Origin of the sequence: Microbacterium hibisci (genome assembly GCF_015278255.1) — a bacterium.
Lineage (GTDB): Bacteria > Actinomycetota > Actinomycetes > Actinomycetales > Microbacteriaceae > Microbacterium > Microbacterium hibisci.
Genome location: NZ_JADIJC010000007.1, coordinates 99,505 through 117,574 on the forward strand (window position 1 = coordinate 99,505; position 18,070 = coordinate 117,574).

Consider the following 18,070-nt stretch of genomic DNA (forward strand, 5'->3'; position numbering starts at 1 on the left):
ACGCGGGTGCGGGTCAGCTGTTCTGGGGGAAGCCGAGGTTGATGCCGCCGTGACTGGCGGGGTCGAGCCAGCGGCTGGTGATGGCTTTCTCGCGGGTGTAGAAGTCGAACCCGTGGAGGCCGTATGCCTTGGCGTCGCCGAACAGGGACTGCTTCCAGCCGCCGAAGGAGTGGTAGGCGACGGGGACGGGGATGGGCACGTTGATGCCGATCATGCCGACTTCGACCTCGTTCTGGAACCGGCGGGCCGCGCCCCCGTCGTTGGTGAAGATCGCGGTGCCGTTGCCGAACTGGCCGGAGTTGATCAGCTCCAGCCCCTCGTCGTAGCTGGCGACGCGGACGACCGAGAGCACGGGCCCGAAGATCTCCTCCTGGTACGCCCGGGAGGTGGTGGGGATGTCGTCGATGAGGGTGGGGCCGAAGAAGAACCCGTCCTCGTGCCCCGCGACCGTGTAGTTCCGGCCGTCGACGACGATCTTCGCACCGTCCTGCTCGGCGATGTCGACGTAGGAGGAGACCTTGTCGCGGTGGACGTCGGTGATCAGCGGCCCCATGTCGGGCTCGACGCCGTCGGTGCCTGCCCCGTTCCCGATCCGGAGTTTTCCGATGCGGTCTTGGATCTTGCCGATCAGCTCGTCCGCGACCGGCTCCACGGCGAGCACCACGGAGATCGCCATGCAGCGTTCCCCGGCGGCGCCGTAACCGGCGTTCACGGCCTGGTCGGCGACCAGGTCGAGGTCGGCGTCGGGGAGCACCAGCATGTGGTTCTTCGCACCGCCGAGCGCCTGCACCCGCTTGCCGTGGGCGGACGCGGTCTCGTAGATGTACTGCGCGATCGGGGTGGACCCGACGAAGCTGATCGACTGCACCACCGGGGAGGTCAGCAGCCCGTCCACGGCGGCCTTGTCGCCCTGCAGCACCGTGAACACCCCGGCCGGGAGCCCGGCTTCCTGCCACAGCGCGGCCAGCCACAGCGCGGCGGACGGGTCCTTCTCGGACGGCTTCAGGATCACGGCGTTGCCGGCGGCGATCGCGATCGGGAAGAACCACATCGGCACCATCGCGGGGAAGTTGAACGGGCTGATGATCCCTACCACCCCGAGCGGCTGCTTCAGCGAGTACACGTCCACACCCGTCGAGGCGTTCTCACTGAACGCGCCCTTGATCAGGTGCGGGAACCCGGTCGCCAGCTCCACGACCTCCTGGCCGCGGAGGATCTCACCCATCGCGTCCGAGAGCACCTTGCCGTGCTCGGCGGTGATGATCTCCGCCAGCTCGCGCTGGCGGGCGTTCAGCAGCTCCCGGAACGCGAACAGCACCGTCTGCCGCTTCGCGATCGAGTACGTCTTCCACACCCGGTACCCGGCCTCCGCCGACGCGATCGCCGCGTCGATCTCGGCCCGGTCAGCCAGCGCGACCTGCGCCGCGACGGCACCGGTCGCCGGGTTGTAGACCGGCGCCGTCCGCCCCGACGTCGACGCACGCTCGCCGCCATCGATCCAATGCGAGATGACGCGCACATCGGCGTCCGTGCTCTCGGTCATGACGGTGCTCTCGGCGATGCTCATGCGGTTCCTCTCGGTGTCGGACAGATCGTTCGGCGATCCCTTAGGCTGGACGGGTCCCAGCCTGTCAGAGAAGAAGAGGCGGCCACGGTGCCCGACCGTCGCGAAGATCGGACGATCCAAACGGATCGTCCGGCCGAGAGATCAGCTGACGAGACCCTCCCCACGGTGCGGGACGTGCTCGCCCTCGACGCGGTCGCGCACGGCGTGCCCGAGGTGCTCGTCGGAGACGAGGCGCTCGACGCACGCGTGCGGTGGCTGCACGTGTCCGACAGCGCCGGAGTCGCCCGCCTGCTCGACGGCGGCGAGCTGCTGCTCTCGACCGGGTCGTCCTGGCCGGTCGAGCCGGTCGACCTGCGCCGGTTCGTCGATGAGCTCGCCGACGCCGGCCTTTCGGGACTGGTGCTCGAGCTCGGCACCCACTACCGCTATGTTCCCGCGGTGGTCGTCGAGGCCGCCCGAGCCCGCGGCCTCGCGCTGATCGTGCTCCACCGCGAGGTCAAGTTCGTGACGCTCACCGAGGCCGTGCACAGCCGGATCATCACGGGCCAGACCGACGCCCTGCGGGCCCGCGACGAAGTGCGCGAGCGGTTCACCGCCCTCGTGCTGCGGGGCTCGCCGGCCGACTTCATCGTCCATCAGCTGGCGCAGACCCTGGGTGCGCCGATCGTGCTCGAGAACCTCGGCTACGAAGTGGTGGCCGCCGAAGTGCCGCTCGCCATGGAGGAGGAGCTCTTCACGGAGTGGGAGCTCCGGTCCAGATCGGCCCACCGGCGCTCCGAGCAGCGACGCGAACGCGGCACGCCGGCCGGCGCCGACGACTGGCTCATCGTGCCGGTCGAGGCGCGCGGCATCCGCTGGGGCAACCTCATCGCGCTTCCCGGACCGGAGCATCCGGCAGGGCGCACCGCGGTGCTCGAGCAGGGTGCGATCGCCCTCGCCGTCGGGCGCTTGGCCGACGGCGACGCGGACGAGTGGGCCCGCATCGGGCGGCGACGCCTCGTGGACGGCCTGCTCGCCGGTCGCTTCGCCGGGGTCGGCGGTGCCGCCGCGCGACTCGAGGCGTCGGGACTCCCGCTGCGCGGGGCGAAGGTCCACGGCCTGGTGGTGTCGGGCGCTCCGGTGTCGGTGGACCGGGCGGATGCCGCGGCCCGGGCGCTGCGCGGCCGCGCGTTGGCGGGATCAGCGCCGGCGGGCGCCACGGCACCCGCCGCGACGATGCTCGTCTCGCTGCCGCCGGACGCCGTGTTCGACGACGCCGCGGTGCTGGCCTTCGTGCGATCGCTCGTGGAGCCCGCCGACGTCGACCGGCTCACCGTGTCGGTCGGACGGGCTGCCGAGGGGATTGAGGAGGCCCTCGCGTCGGTGCACGAGGCCGTCGACCTCGCGGGCGGCCGTCGTCGCCGCGCCGGCCGCGGGCCCCACCTGCGCCGTGGAGAGAACCGTCCGCTCGTGCAGCTCGTCACGGCGCTGCGCGACGACCACCGCGTGCTCGAGCACGGCGAGCGCATGCTCGCACCCCTCATCTCGCACGACCTCCAGCGCTCGGGCGACCTGCTCGACGTGCTGGAGGCGATGCTCGAGCATCCGGGCAATCGCACGGCCGCGGCATCCGCTTCTCATCTGTCGCGTTCGGTGTTCTACCAGCGCATCGCCCTCATCGAAGAGCTGCTCGGCGCCGACCTCGACGACGGCGAGACGCAGACCGCTCTGCACCTCGCGCTGCTGGTGCGACGGTCCGCCGGCCGCTGAGACGAGCGGCAGGCTCCGCCGCCGACCGTGGCGATCAGCCCACCAGGTAGACCTTGCGGAGCGTCTCGCGGACCGTCCAGACGGTGCGCATGCCCGCGGTCAGGCGCACCACCGATCCGGGGCGCAGCTCGATGTCGGCCAGCGCGGGGTCGTCGAACGACACGGTGGCAGACCCCGACAGCACGACGAACACCTCGTCGGCCTCGACGTCGGTCGAGGTGCCGGGCGTGTGCTCCCACACGCCGACGGTGTCCGTCAGCTCGGCGTACCCGGCGCGGGGCGACCCCTCGACGACCTGATCGGCGGGCACCGGCTGCAGGTCGAGCGCGAGGGAGGCGGCATCCGTCACGATTCCAGGGTTCACGAGTCGAAGCCCAGGCCGAGCGCGTCGAGCGTCTTCAGCAGCAGGTTCCGCCTGCCCCGGTTGTGGTCGGCGCGGTCGAGCGACCAGCGTGTGGCGTTGATGCCGAGGGATGCCGCGGGCTCGGGCGGGAAGGGGAGCGGCCGCTTGCGCACCATCTCGAGCTCGGTGCGCTCGTTCCGGACGCCGTCGAGCAGGTCGAGCATCACCTCGCCGGCGAAGCGCGTGGAGCCGACGCCGAGGCCGGTGAAGCCGGCGGCGTAGGCGACGCGGCGCTCGCGCGCGGTGCCGAAGAAGGCGGTGAACTGTGTCGACGTGTCGATCGCCCCGGCCCACTGGTGCGTGAAGCGGAGCCCCTCCAGCTGCGGGAACGTCGTGAAGAAGTGGCTCGCGAGCGTGCGCCACGTCTCGGGACGGTGCTCGTACGCGGGATCCACGCGGCGCCCGTAACGGTAGATGGCGTCGTAGCCGCCGAAGAGGATCCGGTTGTCCTTGCTGATCCGGTAGTAGTGGAACTGGTTCGCCAGATCGCCGATGCCCTGCCGGTCCTGCCAGCCGACCGACGCGAGCTGCGCGTCGGTGAGCGGCTCCGTCATGAGCACGTAGTCGTAGACGGGTACGGTCATGAGCCGGTTGCGCTTGATCAGCGACGGGAAGACATTGGTGCCCAGTGCGGCGCGGGATGCCGCCACCCGCCCCTCGTCGGTGATCACGACCACTCCGGGGCCCGAGGTGTCGAGGCCGGTGACGTGCGAGCGCTCGAAGATCTCGACCCCGCGCTCCTCGCATACGCGGGCGAGTTCGGCGGCCATGCGGGCCGGGTGCACCATGCCGCAGGCGTTCTTCTCCCACACCGCGGCCAGGTAGGTGGGCGAGGCGACGGATGCCTGTGCCTCGGCCTGGTCGAGATAGACCACGCCCTCCTCGCCTTCGTCGGCCCACTCCTTCAGCCAGTCGACCTGATGAGGCTCGACCGCGGGAGCGAGCTGCCCCGTCCGCTCGAACTGGAAGTCCATGCCGTAGCGGGCCTCTGAGGCCTCGATCGCGTCGAGGTTCGCCGCGCCCAGCCGGTCGAGTGTCGGCATCTCGTCGGGCCAGCGGGCCATGCCGTTCTCGTGCCCGTGCGTGAGACTCGCCTCGCAGAAGCCGCCGTTGCGGCCCGAGGCCGCCCACCCGACGCGCTGCGCCTCGACGATGACGACCTTCGCGCCCGGATCGCGCTCGGTGGCGAGGAGCGCCGTCCACAGTCCGGTGTAGCCGCCGCCCACCACGACCAGGTCGGCGCGGTGCGAGCCCACGAGCGACCGCCGATCGGGCGTGAGGCTCTGAGGAAGGTCGTCGCGCCAGAACACCGAGTGCCGCGTGTCGGCGAGGGAATGCTGGACGACGGATGCTGCCGGCCGCTGTCGTTCGAAGACGGTCGTGCCCACGGTTTATCAACTCCGATGCGAGTGTCTGGTGCTCCCATCCTCACCCGTCGGCGACAGCGTGGCGGGGCTCCGCTGTCGGGACTTCCGCGCGCCGTCGGACAGGTTGTCGCGTCAGGCCGGGGCGAGCTCCCCCACGAGCGCGTCGACGTCGGCCACCCGTGCGTACGTGCCGTCGAGCGCCGCCATGAAGGCGAGGTGCACCTGGGCGCCGGGCACGGTGCGGGCGTCGTAGGCCAGGTCGGGAGCGGCGCAGGCGTCCTGCGCGACCGTGAAGCGGAAGCCCAGATCGGAGCCCGCGCGGACGGTGGCGTCGACGCACATGCTCGACATCATCCCGGCGACCACGATCTCGTCGGCGTCGGCGGCACGCAGCAGCGACTCGAGGCCCGTCCCGAGGAACGCGTTGGGCTCGTGCTTGACGATGACGTGCTCCTCGCCGTCGGGCGCGACGCGGGAGTCGAACTCGACCCCGCGCGTGCCGGGCTCGAAGAACGCGGCATCGGGCCCGTCCCACACGTGCTGGACGTGGACGACGCGTTCCCCGCTCGAGCGGAACGCGGTCAGCAGGCGCGCGGCGGCATCGGCGGCGGCATCCGGATCGACGAGCGGATGCCGGCCCCCGGGGAAGTAGTCGCGCTGGATGTCGATGAGCAGCAGGAGTCGGGTCACCGCAACAGCATAGGAGTCCGCGGCGGGCACGCCGCTCACGCGTCGGCGGCGGCGTAGACGCGTTCGCCCTCGACGAAGGTCTGCAGCGCCCGGGCGGCTCCGATCTCGTCGGCCGGTCCCGCGAACGGGTCGCGGTCGAGCACGACCAGGTCGGCGAGCTTGCCGACCTCGATGGTTCCGGTGACGTCGTCGAGGTGGTTCACCCAGGCCGATCCGGCGGTGTACGCGGTGAGAGAGGTCGCCAGGTCGATCGCCTGCTCGGGGAGGAACGCGTCGTACTCGCCCTCCTCGTGTCCGGGCGCGGCCGTGCGGTTGACCGCGGTGTGGATCGCCGCCATCGGATCGGGCGTCGACACCGACCAGTCGCTGCCGGCAGCGAGGACGGCGCCGGCGCGGAGGAGGTCGCCGAACGGGTACTGCCAGGCACTGCGCGGGTCGCCGAGGAAGGGGAGCGTGAGGTCGACCATCTGGGGCTCGTAGGTCGCCCACAGCGACTGCATGTTCGCGGCCACACCGAGCTCGCGGAAGCGGGGCACGTCCTCGGGGTGCACCACCTGGATATGGGCGATGTGGTGGCGGTTGTCGCTGCGGCCGTTGCGTGCGGTCGCGTGCTCGACGGCGTCGAGGCACTCGCGCACCGCGCGGTCGCCGATCGCGTGGAAGTGCAGCTGGAATCCCTCGGCGTCGAGGAGCGGCACGGCCTCGTTCAGCACCTCCGGCGGCACGAACGAGATCCCGGAGTTGTCGGTGAAGTGGCCGTGGCCGTCGCAGTACGGTTCGAGCATCGAGGCGGTGAAGTTCTCGGCGACACCGTCCTGCATCACCTTGACCGAGGTCGCGGTGAACCGTCCTCCGCGGTACCGCTCGCGTCGCTCGAGGATCGAGGGGATCTGCTCGAGGCCCCGCGTGCGGTCCCACCAGATGGCGCCGACCACGCGGGCCGTCAGCGTGCCGTCGGCGGCCGCCTGCAGGTACGCGGGAGCCGGGTCGCCGGCATCCCCATACGATCCGACGATCGCGTCCTGCCATGCCGTGATGCCGAACGAGTGCAGGTGGCTCTGGCCGAGGAGAAGAGCCTCGGTGAGTCGCCCGAGCGTCTCCTCGGGGAGCAGGTGGTTGACGAGCGCCATGGCACCCTCGTGCAGTGTGCCCGACGGGCTGCCGTCGGCGTCGCGCTCGATGCGTCCGTCGGCGGGGTCGGGGGTGTCGCGGCCGATGCCGGCGCGCCGCAGCGCCGCGGTGTTCACCCAGGCCCCGTGGCCGTCGCGGTTCGGGAAGAACGCCGGGCGGTCGCCCGTCGCCGTGTCGAGGGCCGTGGCCGTCGGTGTGCCCCCGGGGAAGGCCGACATCTGCCAGCCGCCGCCGAGGATCCACTCCTCGTCGGGGTGCGCCGTCGCGTAGCGGCCGATGGCGTCGAGGTAGTCCGCCGAGGTCGTCAGCGCGGCGAGGTCGCAGCGCAGCATGTCGAGGCCGCCCCACACCGGGTGCACGTGCGCGTCCTGGAAGCCGGGCAGCAGCATCCGGCCACGCAGGTCCACGACCTCGGTCGACGGCCCGACGAGGTCGCGCACATCGTCACCACCCACGGCGACGATGCGACCGGCGCGGACGGCGACGGCGGTCGCCCGCGACCGCACCGTGTTCGCGGTGAAGACGGGACCGCCGGTGAAGACGAGATCGGCGTGCGACATGGGCTGGTTCTCCTTTCGCCGAGAATCCATCCGGAGGACGAGACGATGGGGGTCACCCGCGGTCTCGTCCGCCAGATGGATTCTCACGGTGCGGGCTTGGGGGCAAGGAAGGCGCGGGACGGATGCCGGGGGTCAGCCGCCGGTCATGGTGCGGGCGATCTGCGTGGCCGAGTCGCCCGCCCGCTTGAGCACGAGGGCGACGAGCGCGAGCGCGACGAGCGTCAGCAGCAGCATGATCGTCGACACCGCGGCGATCTCGGGCCGCAGCCCGGTGCGCAGCGCGCTGAGCACGTACACCGGCCACGGGGTCGTTCCCGACACCTGCACGAACGCGGCGACGATGGTGTTGTCGAGGCTCAGCGTGAACGCCAGCAGGAACCCGGCGAGCACCGCGGGCATGGCGAGCGCCAGGGTCACCCGGCGGAACGTCGTGAACGGCGTGGCGTACAGGTCGGCGGAGGCCTCTTCGAGCTTGGCGTCCTGGCCGACGAGCCGCGCGCGCACGATGTACGACACCACCGCGGTCGCGAACAGCGACGACCCCACCGACAGGCGCACGATGCCGTCGTTGAACATCGAGATGCCGAGGTCTTGACCGAGGAAGACCATGAAGGGCAGCAGCGCCACGGCGTCCACGATCTCAGGCGTGACCGACACCAGGAGGAGCAGGCCCAGGAACCACCACACCCACTTGCCGGGATGCCGGGCCATCGCGATGCCGGCGAGCGTGCCGAGCACCGTCGCGATGATGGCCGCGATCAGCGCGGTGATGAGCGACACCCGCACGGCGTTCTGGACCGCGGGCTTGACGAGGATCGAGGTGAACGCGTCGAAGCCGAAGCCGTCCCAGACCGCGAGCAGCCGGCCCGTGTTGAACGAGTGGATGACGATGACGATGATCGGCAGGAACAGGAAGAGCATGACGATCACGCCCCACACGCCGAACGCGATGTCCGTGCCCGACCTCCTCGCGCGCCGGCGCGGCGCAGCCGCGGTGGTCCGGGCCTCGCGCTGTGCCTGCAGGATCGTCTCGGTCGCCGTCACGGTCTCGGGGGGAGTCACGTCGTCACCTCCAGGGAGGCCGCGGGTGCGGCATCCGTCTTCGCCGTCTCGGGGCCGGACCTGATCACCAGCCGGTTGCGGGAGCGGAACGGCAGCGCGACCAGCCAGATGACCGCCGCGAACACGCCGATGCTGAGGGCGATGACGAGCATCAGCAGCACCGCCATCGCCGAGCCGAGCGCCCAGTTCTGCGCGGTCTGGAACTGACCGGCGACGAGCTGGCCGATCATGTTGCCCTTCGCACCGCCCAGCACTGTCGCGGTGATGTAGTCGCCCATGAGCGGGATGTACACCAGCAGGACCCCGGCGACGATTCCCGGCAGCGACAGCGGCAGGGTCACGCGGACGAAGGTCATGAGCTTGCCCGCACCGAGGTCCTTCGACGCCTCGCGCAGCGCGGGGCCGACGCGGTCGAAGGCGACGAACAGCGGCAGGATCATGAGCGGCAGGTAGTTGTAGACCACGCCGACGATCACCGCGGCGCGGGTGTACAGCAGCTCCAGCGGGCCGTCGAGCACGCCGATGCCCTGCAGCACCGTCGACAGCCAGCCCTCCGGCGCCAGGATCACCTGCCAGCCGATCGTGCGCACGAGGAAGTTGGTCCAGAACGGCACCAGCACGAGCGCGATCAGGATGCCGCGGCGCTGAGGTCTGACTTTGAATGCCATCCAGTACGCCACCGGCGCGCCGATGCCGAAGCACAGCACGGTGCCGATGACGCCCACCCAGAGCGTGTTGGCGAACGTGGCGAAGAACGTCGGCGACAACGCCTCGAGGTAGCGGTCGAACGAGAGGATGTCGTTCGCGTGCGTGCCGAAGACGCCCGGCTTGTAGCCGAAGCTGAACCACACCACCATCGCGACCGGCGCGACGAAGAACACCAGCAGCCACGCCCACGCAGGGACCGCGAGCGCGGGCCCTACCGCACCGGTGGCACCGGTGGCGCGGGTGGCGCGATCACGCACCGGCGGCAGCCTTCACCTCGTTGTAGATCTCCACCCGGGTGCTCAGCGAGTCGTTGATCACCTGCTCGTGCATCGTCTCGAGCTGCTCGGGCGTGAAGAAGATCATGTCGAGACGCTCGACCTCGGCTTCCTCGGCCGCCGCCTCCATGTCCTTGCCGCCGACGTTGTAGCCGACCCACTCGAGGTTCAGCAGCTGGTTCTCGGGGACCATGGCGAAGTCGATGAAGGCGTGCGCCGCTTCGGGGTGGGCGGCCCCGGTCGCGATCGCCCAGTTGTCCATCCAGAGCTCGGTCTGCGGGCCGGGCAGCACCCACTGCCAGCGGTCGGGGTCCGACGACTCCTGGATGCCGAGCCGGGCGTCGCCGTTCCAGGCCATCAGGAGGGCGTGGGTGCCCTGCGGGATCGTGTTGGCGCCGGCGGCGGAGTCGAACGCCGCGATGTGCGGAGCGATCGTCTCGACGAGGAAAGCGCGGGCCGCCTCGAGCTCGTCGGGGTCGTCGGTGTTCCAGTCCAGGTCGTTGGCCCAGAAGTACGACCCGACGACGCCGGCGGGGTCGTCCGACATCGCGGTCTTCCCGCTCGCCTCGTTCTGCGCCGCGTCGAAGAAGTCTGCCCACGTGGTCAGCTCGCGGGTGATGACGGTCTTGTCGTAGACGAAGCCCGTCGTGCCCCAGGCCTTGCAGATCGAGTAGTCGTTGCTCGGATCCCACGCGCGTCCCAGGAAGGCGGGGTCCATGTTCGAGATGTTGGGGAGCAGATCCTTGTTGAGCTTCTGCAGCAGCCCCTGCTCGATCATCTGCGGGATGAAGACGCCCGTCGGCACGACGATGTCGTAGCCCGAGGTGCCCTTCGCAGCGACGAGCTTCGCGATGAGCTCCTCGTTCGACCCGTACGAGTCGAGGGTGACCTTCGGTCCCATCTCGGCGGTGAACGCCTCGACGACCTCGGGTGCGTCGTACTCGGCCCACGTGTACACCGAGAGGCTGTCTTCGAGCTCTCCGCCCGTCGCCTGCGGCGCGGGTGCACCGCTGCCCCCGGGAGCACAGGCCGCGAGCACCGTGGCGCCGCCGGCCAGCGCGGCGAGGCTGAGGAAGCGGCGGCGCGACAGCTCGCGCACGATGGCGGGCGCGACGCCCTCGGGAGCGAGGATGCGCAGCGGGGTGCGAGGCTGGGTCACGAGTACTCCTGGTCAGGTCGGGTGCGGATCCGACGCGATGGATCGAGTCGGATGCCGCGGCGGCGGGCGTTGCGGCGGGTGCCGCTGGTTCGGGTAATGCGTTCGGGTACGGGCGGTGCGTCGGGTTCGGCTGGTTCGGGTGTTGGTGGTGCGTTCGGGTCCGGGTCGTGCGTCGGGTCCGGGTCGTGCGTCGGGTTGGGTGGTTCGGGTCAGGCGGTCGGCGGGGCGACGTAGCCGCCCTCCTCGGCGGCGCCGTCGTCGGCGGCCGGGAAGAGGAGCACGTGGTGCGCCGCCCAGGTGCAGGCGACCCGGTCGCCGACCGACAGGGCGGGGGCATCGGGTGTCGGGCGGCGGACGATGAGGCTCTGGTCGTCGCCCAGGCGCACGAGGTACTGCATCGTGTCGCCGAGGTGCGAGACGCCGATCAGCTCGCCGCGCGCGGTGTTCGCGTCGGAGATGCTCGCGCCGCCGCTCGCGAGGTCGGCCTCGATCCGGATGAACTCCGGCCTCACCGCCGCTTCGCCGAGGTTGGTCGTCGTCAGTACCGGCGACGTGGCGCGGACGAGCGCGTGCGGGGACGTGATGGCCGCGCCCGCCTCCGCGGCGGGACCGCGGAAGAAGTTCTGCTGCCCCACGAACGCCGCCACGTACGCCGACGCCGGCCGCGCGTACACGGTGTCGGCGTCGGCGAGCTGCTCGATGCGTCCCGCACGCATGATCGCGATGCGGTCGCTCATCGACAGCGCCTCGCCCTGGTCGTGGGTCACGAAGACGAAGGTGATGCCCAGCCGCGACTGCAGCAGCTTCAGCTCGAGCTGCATCTCCTCCCGCAGCTGGCGGTCCAGGGCGCCGAGCGGCTCGTCGAGCAGCAGCACCGCGGGGCGGTTCACCAGCGCCCGAGCCAGGGCGATGCGCTGCTGCTGCCCGCCCGACAGCTGCGTCGGCTTGCGGTCGCCGAACCGGCGCATCTGCACGAGGTCGAGCGCCTGGGTGACGCGCTCGCGGATCTCGGACTTCGGGGTGCGGCGCTGCTGCAGCCCGTAGGCCACGTTCTCGGCGACAGACATGTGCGGGAACAGCGCGTAGGCCTGGAAGACGGTGTTGACGTCGCGGCGATACGGAGGCACACCCTGCACCGAGCGGCCCGAGATGTGGATGGTCCCCGCATCCGGCTGCTCGAATCCCGCGATCATCCGCAGGGTCGTGGTCTTGCCGCAGCCCGACGGACCCAGCAGCGAGATGAACTCGCCCGGCTCGACCGTGAGTGACAGGTCGTCGACGGCGACCTGGTCACCGTAGTACTTGGTGACCCCCGACAGCACGACGGCACCGCGCGCTGCCTCGCCCTCGGTGGGAACCTGTTCCGCCGTCGTGCTCGCGGTCGCCGTGCCTGTGGACATCGTCACCTCGGGAGGTCCTTCTGGTAGCCGGTCGTGCGCCGCTGCACGACCGTTCGGGTGGTGTCAGGTATTCAATATCGCGCCGTGGGCACCCGCAATGTTCCCGACCGCGAACCAGACGATCCGCGGCGTCGATGCCCTGCGCTCCGACAGATCGTCCGGACCTGTGTAACGGGCAGGAAACCGCGGCGTTTCCGTGGGCGCACGCGCGCGAGATGACGGATGCCGCAGCCCGCGGCGACACTTCGTCCGCCGCGCATCGTGATCAAAGCGTGCTCTCGCGCCTGGTCAGCGCTGGCAGACCGGGCACCAGAAGACGATCCGCTCGCGCGTCGGGTCCGCGCCGAGGCTCCCGCCGCGGATGAGCGTTCCGCAGCGACGGCACGGCCGACCCTCCCTGCGGTACACCCAGGTGGAGCGCCCGGCGCGGGCGTCTCCGGTGAAGGTGCGCCCCGAGCGGTCGCGGTTGGCGCGGATCATGCGGGCGCCGAGATCCACGATGGCGGCGGCATCCGTCTCGTTCGCCGGCGTCGTCGGCAGCACTCCGCGGACGAAAAGGATCTCGTTGGCGTACTCGTTGCCGAACCCTGCGATGTTGCGCTGGTCCTGCACTGCCACGTGCACGGCGCGGGTGTCGGCGCCGAGTCTGCGTGCGGCCTCCGCCGGATCCCACGCCGCGGAGAGCGGGTCGGGTCCGAGGTACCCCACGAGCTCGTCCTCGTCGGTGGTGGGGATGACCTTGATGTCGGCCAGGTCGAAGCCGACCGTCTCCCATTCGGTGCCGTCCGGGGCGGTCGCACCGATCACCGCCCGCGCGCGGAAACCCGGCGCGTGCCACCGCTCGCCGCGGCGGTAGACGTGCCACTCGCCCTCCATCTTGAGGTGGGTGTAGAGGGTCCACGGCCCGATGCGGTGCAGGAGGTGCTTGCCGCGCGACACGACGTCGTGGACCACCTCGCCGCGAAGATCGACCGTCGCAGCCTGCGGCACGCGCAGCTCGAAGCGGGTGACGGTCGCGCCGGCCAGCGCCGCGTTCAGCCGCCGCGCCGCACGGAAGACGGTGTCGCCCTCAGGCACGCGCGCTCGTCCGGCCGTCCGGGCCCTGCGCCTGCCGGAGGGTGTCACCCGCGGTGAGCCGGCGCAGCGTGAGCCCGCGCGGCGACTCGACGAAGCCGGCATCCCGCAGTGCACCGCCCACGTTCGTGCCGTAGACGAAGGCGCCGTTCACCTGCTCGACGGTCAGCGTGTCGAGGCGCCGGGCGCGGGCGGTCGCCGCGAGGTCGCGGGCGGCCGCGGCGAGCACCGCCTCGTCGCCGGTGAAGGCCAGCGCAGACTTGCCGCCGCGCTCGAGATACAGCGCCAGCGCGCCGTCGACGAGCACGACGAGCGCGCCGGCCTTTCGCCCCGGTCGATGCGAGACGCCGTCGAGCGCGGGCCACGCGAGCGCCGCCCCGTACGGGTTGGCGGGGTCGGTCGCGGCCAGAGTCACGGCCCGCAGCGGCGGCGGGTCGGGCAGGCCCGCGAACTCGCGGAGCCGGTCGACGGTGGCGGATGCCGCGAACTGCGCCGCCCCGAGCTTCTCGATGACGTAGCCGCGACGGCAGTGGCCGGCCTCCTCGAAGCCGGCGAGCACGCGATACGTCTGCGCGAATCCGCCCGGCACGCCCTCGGACTGCACCGCGCCGCGCGTGACCACCCCGTAGCGGTCGAGCAGCAGGCTCGCGGTCGCAGTTGCGCGGAGTGCCGCATCGGCCTCGGGCTCGGGCAGCAGCGACCAGCGTCCGCCGATGGCAGGCGGGCGGGCGGGGACGGATGCCGCGACCGTGCGCACGGCGGCACCGCGGTACATCCGCGCCCGAGGGGCGCGCCGGCTCACCCGGTGGGCTTGTGAGCCGCCCGACACCAGCGCGCGGACCGGGGCGAAGGTGTCGTTGGTGACGCGTCCCATCCAGGTCAGCCGCCACAGCGCGTCGACGACCGACTGCTCGTTCTCGGCGCCGGTCGTGATCTTCAGCTGGGCGGCGAAGTAGGCGCCGCCGCCGCCGAGGGCCGCGAGCAGCTGCGCGTCGAGCGAGCCGGGTGCCGGCTCCTCCGCGTCGTCGGGGAGAGCAAGCGTGAGCGGCACCGCGTCGGCGGGGTGCAGGGCGATCCAGCCGTCGCGTCCGGGGAGGCTCCCGTGCCCCGACCAGATGACCTCGCCGGTGGCCGTGAGCTCGTCGAGCATGCCCGGCGTGTAATCCGCCACGCGCGCCGGCAGCACGAGCGACTCCCACGCGCTGGCCGGGATGGGCACGCCCGCGAGCTGCTCGACCACCGCGGCGACGCCGTCGACCCCTTCGAGCGGTCGCGTGGCGTGCTGCCACACCGGGAGGAAGCGCGCGTAGGCGTCCTGCGGCACCGGCTCGACGCTGCCGCGGATCGCCGCGAGCGAGCGCATGCGCAGGCGGCGCAGCACCTCGGTGTCGCACCACTCGGCCTCGTCGCCACGGGTGGTCTCCGCAGCCGACACCTCGGGCAGGAAGAAGCCGCTCGTGACGCGCCCCTGCGACTCGAGGCGCTGCAGGGTGTGGCGCGCGACCGCGACGCCGACGCCGAGGCGGTCGGCCGCGGCATCCGCCGTGAAAGGTGCGTGAGTGCGCGCGTACCGGGCCACGAGGTCGCCGAGCGGATCGGCGACCGGCTCGAGGAAGGCCGTCGGGATGCCGACGGGCAGCGCCACACCGAGCGCGTCGCGCAGGCGCCCCGCGTCCTCGATCGCGGCGACGCGCGTGGTTCCGGCGATCGTCACCGGGATGGCCCGGCGCCCGGTGATCAGTGCATCGAGGAGCGCGGATGCCTCAGCCTCGGTGGCCTGACCGTCGGCGCCGCCGTCGGTCGCAGGCTCGAGGCGCGCGGCGACCTCGGCGGCGTCGAGGGGGCCGAGCAGGCGCAGCAGGTCGGCGATGCCCTCGAGGCCCCGAGCGCGGCGCTCGGGGTCGAGGCGCTGCGCTTCGCGCTCGAACTGCGCGATCACCTCCGGGTCGAGCAGCTCGCGCATCTCGACCTTGCCGAGCAGCTCCGACAGCAGCGCGGGATCGACCGAGAGCGCGGCGGCGCGGCGCTCGGCCAGCGGGGAGTCGCCCTCGTACATGAACGCGCCGACGTAGCCGAACAGCAGATCGCGCGCGAACGGCGAGGGCTGTGCGGGCTCGGTCTCGATGAGGCGGATGCGGCGCTCGCCGATGCCGCGCATGAGCCGCAGCAGCGATGGGACGTCGTAGACGTCCTGCAGCACCTCGCGGAGCGTCTCGAGGATGATCGGGAAGGTCGGGTACCGGCGGGCGACCTCGAGCAGCTGCGCCGACCGCTGCCGCTGCTGCCACAGTGGCGTGCGCTTGCCGGGATTGCGCCTCGGCATCAGCAGCGCGCGGGCCGCGCACTCACGGAACCGTGACGCGAACAGCGCCGAGCCGCCGACCTCCTCCGTCACGATCTGGTCGAGCTCGTCGGGGTCGAAGACGAACAGGTCGGCACCGGGCGGCTCGGCGGTGGCGTCGGGGATGCGCGCGATGATGCCGTCGTCGCTCGCGACGGCGGACCCGTCGACGCCCAGCCGCTCGCGGATGCGGGCGTTGACCGCGAGCGCCCACGGTGCGTGCACCTGCATGCCGTACGGGGAATGCAGGATGACGCGCCAGTCGCCGACCTCGTCGCGTCCGCGTTCGACGGTCAGCTGGCGATCGGTGGGCAGGGTGCCCGTGGCTTCGCGCTGCTCGGCCAGGTACGCGAGAAGGTTGTCCTGCGCGAAGTCGTCGAGCCCCGCTTCGCGCAGCCGCGACTCCGCCCTGTCGGGCTTGGCGGTGGAGACCTCCCGTGAGAACCTGCCGAGCGCTTCGCCCAGCTCGGCCGGACGGCCGATGCCGTCGCCGTGCCAGAACGGCACCTTGCCGGGCTGCCCGAACGCGGGCACGACGTTGACGCGGTCGTGCGTGATCTCGACGATGCGCCAGCTGGTCGTGCCGAGGGTGAAGACGTCGTTGACGCGCGACTCGTAGACCATCTCCTCGTCGAGCTCGCCGACGCGGGCGTTCTGCGACTCCCCGGCGATGAAGACGCCGAAGAGGCCGCGGTCGGGGATCGTCCCGCCGCTGGTGACGGCGATGTGCTGCGAGCCCGGCCGTCCGGTGATCACGCCGAGGTCGCGGTCCCACACGACGCGCGGACGCAGCTCGGCGAACTCGTCGGACGGGAAGCGCCCGGCGATCAGGTCGAGCGTCGCCTCGTACGCCGAGCGGGGGAGCGAGCGGAACGGCGCGCTGCGCTTGAGCGTCTCGTACCAGCCCTCCACGTCGACGGGTCCGACGGCGGCGGCCGCCACGGTCTGCTGGGCCAGGATGTCGAGCGGATTCTGCGGGATCGCGATCGCCTCGATCTGCCCGGCGAGCATGCGCTCGGTGACGATGGCGGTGTGCAGCACGTCGCCGCGGTGCTTGGGGAAGAGGGCGGCGCGACTGACCTCGCCGACCTGGTGGCCCGCGCGGCCGATGCGCTGCAGGCCCGACGCGGCGCTGGGTGGGGCCTCGACCTGGATCACGAGATCGACGGCGCCCATGTCGATGCCGAGCTCGAGGCTCGACGTCGCGACGACGCAGCGGAGCACGCCGGACTTCAGCTCCTCTTCGACCTGTGCGCGCTGCTCCTTCGAGACGGAGCCGTGGTGGGCCTTGGCGAGCACCGGATCAGCGCCGGCGGTCGCGCCCGCCTGCGCCATCATCGCCGCCGGGACGGTCTGGTCGGGAAGTTCCAGTCCCAGCCGCTCGGAGTAGATCTCGTTGAGCCGGCCGGTCAGCCGCTCCGCGAGGCGGCGCGAGTTGCAGAACACGATGGTCGACCGCTGCTGCAGGATGCGGTCCACGATGGCCTCTTCGACGTGCGGCCAGACCGATCCCGTCATCTCGGTCTCGCCGGCGCCGGTGGCACGCTGCTGCCCGGACGAGCCGTCGGCGAACCAGTCTTCGTCGATGACCTCGCCGTCGCCGGCGGGAGCGTCGGCCGCGGCATCCGTCCCGACCCAGGTCTCGGGGTCGGACGTGAAGGGGCTCGGGGGAGGCGGCGGGTTCAGCATGTCGCCGATCGGCACGACGACGCGCATGTCGAACGCCTTGGTCGCGCGCGGCGCGACGATGTCGACGGGCTCGGCGCCGCCGAGGAAGCGGGCGACCTCGTCGATCGGGCGCACGGTCGCCGAGAGGCCGATGCGCTGCGCCGGCGGAGCCTCGGGGGCGAAGGAGCGGCGCAGGGAGTCGAGCCGCTCGAGGCTGACCGCAAGATGGGCGCCACGCTTGGTCGCCGCCACCGCGTGCACCTCGTCGACGATCACCGTGTGCACGTCGCGCAGCGTCTCGCCGGCGCGGCTCGTCAGCATGAGGTACAGCGACTCGGGGGTCGTGATGAGGATGTCGGGCGGCGCCTGCACGAGCTTGCGGCGGTCCGCCGCCGGCGTGTCACCCGATCGCACCCCGACGGTCACGTCCGGAACGCTCAGGCCGAGTCGCCGCGCGGACTGCCCGATGCCGACGAGCGGTGAACGGAGGTTGCGCTCCACGTCGACGCCGAGTGCCTTCAGCGGCGAGATGTAGAGGATGCGGGTGGCCGAGGCATCCGTCCGCTTCCTTCCGCGCCCGGACGACGGCGCGTCGGCCGGCGCGGCCGCCTTGTCGTGGAAGACGCGGTCGATGGCCCAGAGGAACGCCGAGAGCGTCTTGCCCGAGCCGGTGGGCGCCACCACGAGGGCGTGCTTGCCCGCCGAGATCGCCTCCCACGCGCCCTTCTGGGCGTCGGTGGGAGCGGGGAAGGCGCCGCGGAACCAGTCCTGCGTGGCAGGACCGAACCTCTCCAGGACGTCGCCCATCCCTCCATCTTGGTCGGGATCGCCGACATCCGGCCAGGGCTTGCCCACGAGTCTCCCGTAGGCTCCTGACTGCGTGTCCCCCTGCACGCACACTCACCGCCGAGGATCG

At 71.7% G+C, this 18,070-nt stretch carries 12 protein-coding genes; 1 reads left to right on the forward strand and 11 read right to left on the reverse strand.

Annotated features, from left to right (window positions below):
• Positions 1-13: 13 nt before the first annotated feature.
• Entirely contained in the window at positions 14-1,567 is a 1,554-nt protein-coding gene (locus tag IM770_RS13810) for a CoA-acylating methylmalonate-semialdehyde dehydrogenase (RefSeq protein ID WP_239066234.1), read from the reverse strand.
• Between the two features lie 174 nt (positions 1,568-1,741).
• On the opposite strand from IM770_RS13810, the gene IM770_RS13815 reads away from it, so the two are divergent.
• Complete coding sequence (locus tag IM770_RS13815; protein WP_307785466.1) at positions 1,742-3,316, forward strand: PucR family transcriptional regulator; 1,575 nt, start codon at positions 1,742-1,744, stop codon at positions 3,314-3,316.
• A gap of 34 nt (positions 3,317-3,350) precedes the next feature.
• Here IM770_RS13815 and IM770_RS13820 read toward each other — a convergent pair whose 3' ends face one another.
• The 10 genes from IM770_RS13820 to IM770_RS13865 form a co-directional block, all read right to left on the reverse strand.
• Entirely contained in the window at positions 3,351-3,680 is a 330-nt protein-coding gene (locus IM770_RS13820) for a cupin domain-containing protein (protein WP_307785467.1), read from the reverse strand.
• Positions 3,677-5,107: an NAD(P)/FAD-dependent oxidoreductase gene (locus tag IM770_RS13825; protein WP_203581736.1), complete on the reverse strand. Its 1,431-nt coding sequence runs from the start codon at positions 5,105-5,107 to the stop codon at positions 3,677-3,679. Before IM770_RS13825 ends, IM770_RS13820 begins: the two co-directional genes overlap by 4 nt.
• Positions 5,108-5,218: 111 nt before the next feature.
• Entirely contained in the window at positions 5,219-5,776 is a 558-nt protein-coding gene (locus IM770_RS13830) for a cysteine hydrolase family protein (protein ID WP_203581737.1), read from the reverse strand.
• Positions 5,777-5,811: 35 nt separating this feature from the next.
• Positions 5,812-7,467: an amidohydrolase gene (locus IM770_RS13835; RefSeq protein WP_203581738.1), complete on the reverse strand. Its 1,656-nt coding sequence runs from the start codon at positions 7,465-7,467 to the stop codon at positions 5,812-5,814.
• A gap of 132 nt (positions 7,468-7,599) precedes the next feature.
• A complete protein-coding gene (locus tag IM770_RS13840) occupies positions 7,600-8,529 on the reverse strand; it encodes an ABC transporter permease (RefSeq protein ID WP_203581739.1) in 930 nt (309 codons plus the stop codon).
• Positions 8,526-9,494, reverse strand: a complete 969-nt coding sequence (locus IM770_RS13845) for an ABC transporter permease (protein ID WP_203581740.1) — start codon at positions 9,492-9,494, stop codon at positions 8,526-8,528. Before IM770_RS13845 ends, IM770_RS13840 begins: the two co-directional genes overlap by 4 nt.
• Entirely contained in the window at positions 9,487-10,671 is a 1,185-nt protein-coding gene (locus IM770_RS13850; RefSeq protein ID WP_203581741.1) for an extracellular solute-binding protein, read from the reverse strand. Before IM770_RS13850 ends, IM770_RS13845 begins: the two co-directional genes overlap by 8 nt.
• Positions 10,672-10,880: 209 nt before the next feature.
• Positions 10,881-12,071: an ABC transporter ATP-binding protein gene (locus IM770_RS13855; RefSeq protein WP_203581815.1), complete on the reverse strand. Its 1,191-nt coding sequence runs from the start codon at positions 12,069-12,071 to the stop codon at positions 10,881-10,883.
• Between the two features lie 288 nt (positions 12,072-12,359).
• The gene (locus tag IM770_RS13860) at positions 12,360-13,148 is read right to left on the reverse strand and encodes a DNA-formamidopyrimidine glycosylase family protein (protein ID WP_203581742.1); all 789 of its coding nucleotides are present in this window, start codon (positions 13,146-13,148) and stop codon (positions 12,360-12,362) included.
• Entirely contained in the window at positions 13,141-17,961 is a 4,821-nt protein-coding gene (locus IM770_RS13865) for an Lhr family ATP-dependent helicase (RefSeq protein WP_203581743.1), read from the reverse strand. The genes IM770_RS13860 and IM770_RS13865 overlap by 8 nt, the downstream gene beginning before the upstream one ends.
• Positions 17,962-18,070: the final 109 nt, after the last annotated feature.

Coding starts and splice junctions, on each gene's coding strand:
- IM770_RS13810 (WP_239066234.1), bottom strand. CDS start 1,567: ATGAGCATCGCCGAGAGCACCGTCATGACCGAGAGCACGGACGCCGAT.
- IM770_RS13835 (WP_203581738.1), bottom strand. CDS start 7,467: ATGTCGCACGCCGATCTCGTCTTCACCGGCGGTCCCGTCTTCACCGCG.
- IM770_RS13855 (WP_203581815.1), bottom strand. CDS start 12,071: ATGTCCACAGGCACGGCGACCGCGAGCACGACGGCGGAACAGGTTCCC.
- IM770_RS13865 (WP_203581743.1), bottom strand. CDS start 17,961: ATGGGCGACGTCCTGGAGAGGTTCGGTCCTGCCACGCAGGACTGGTTC.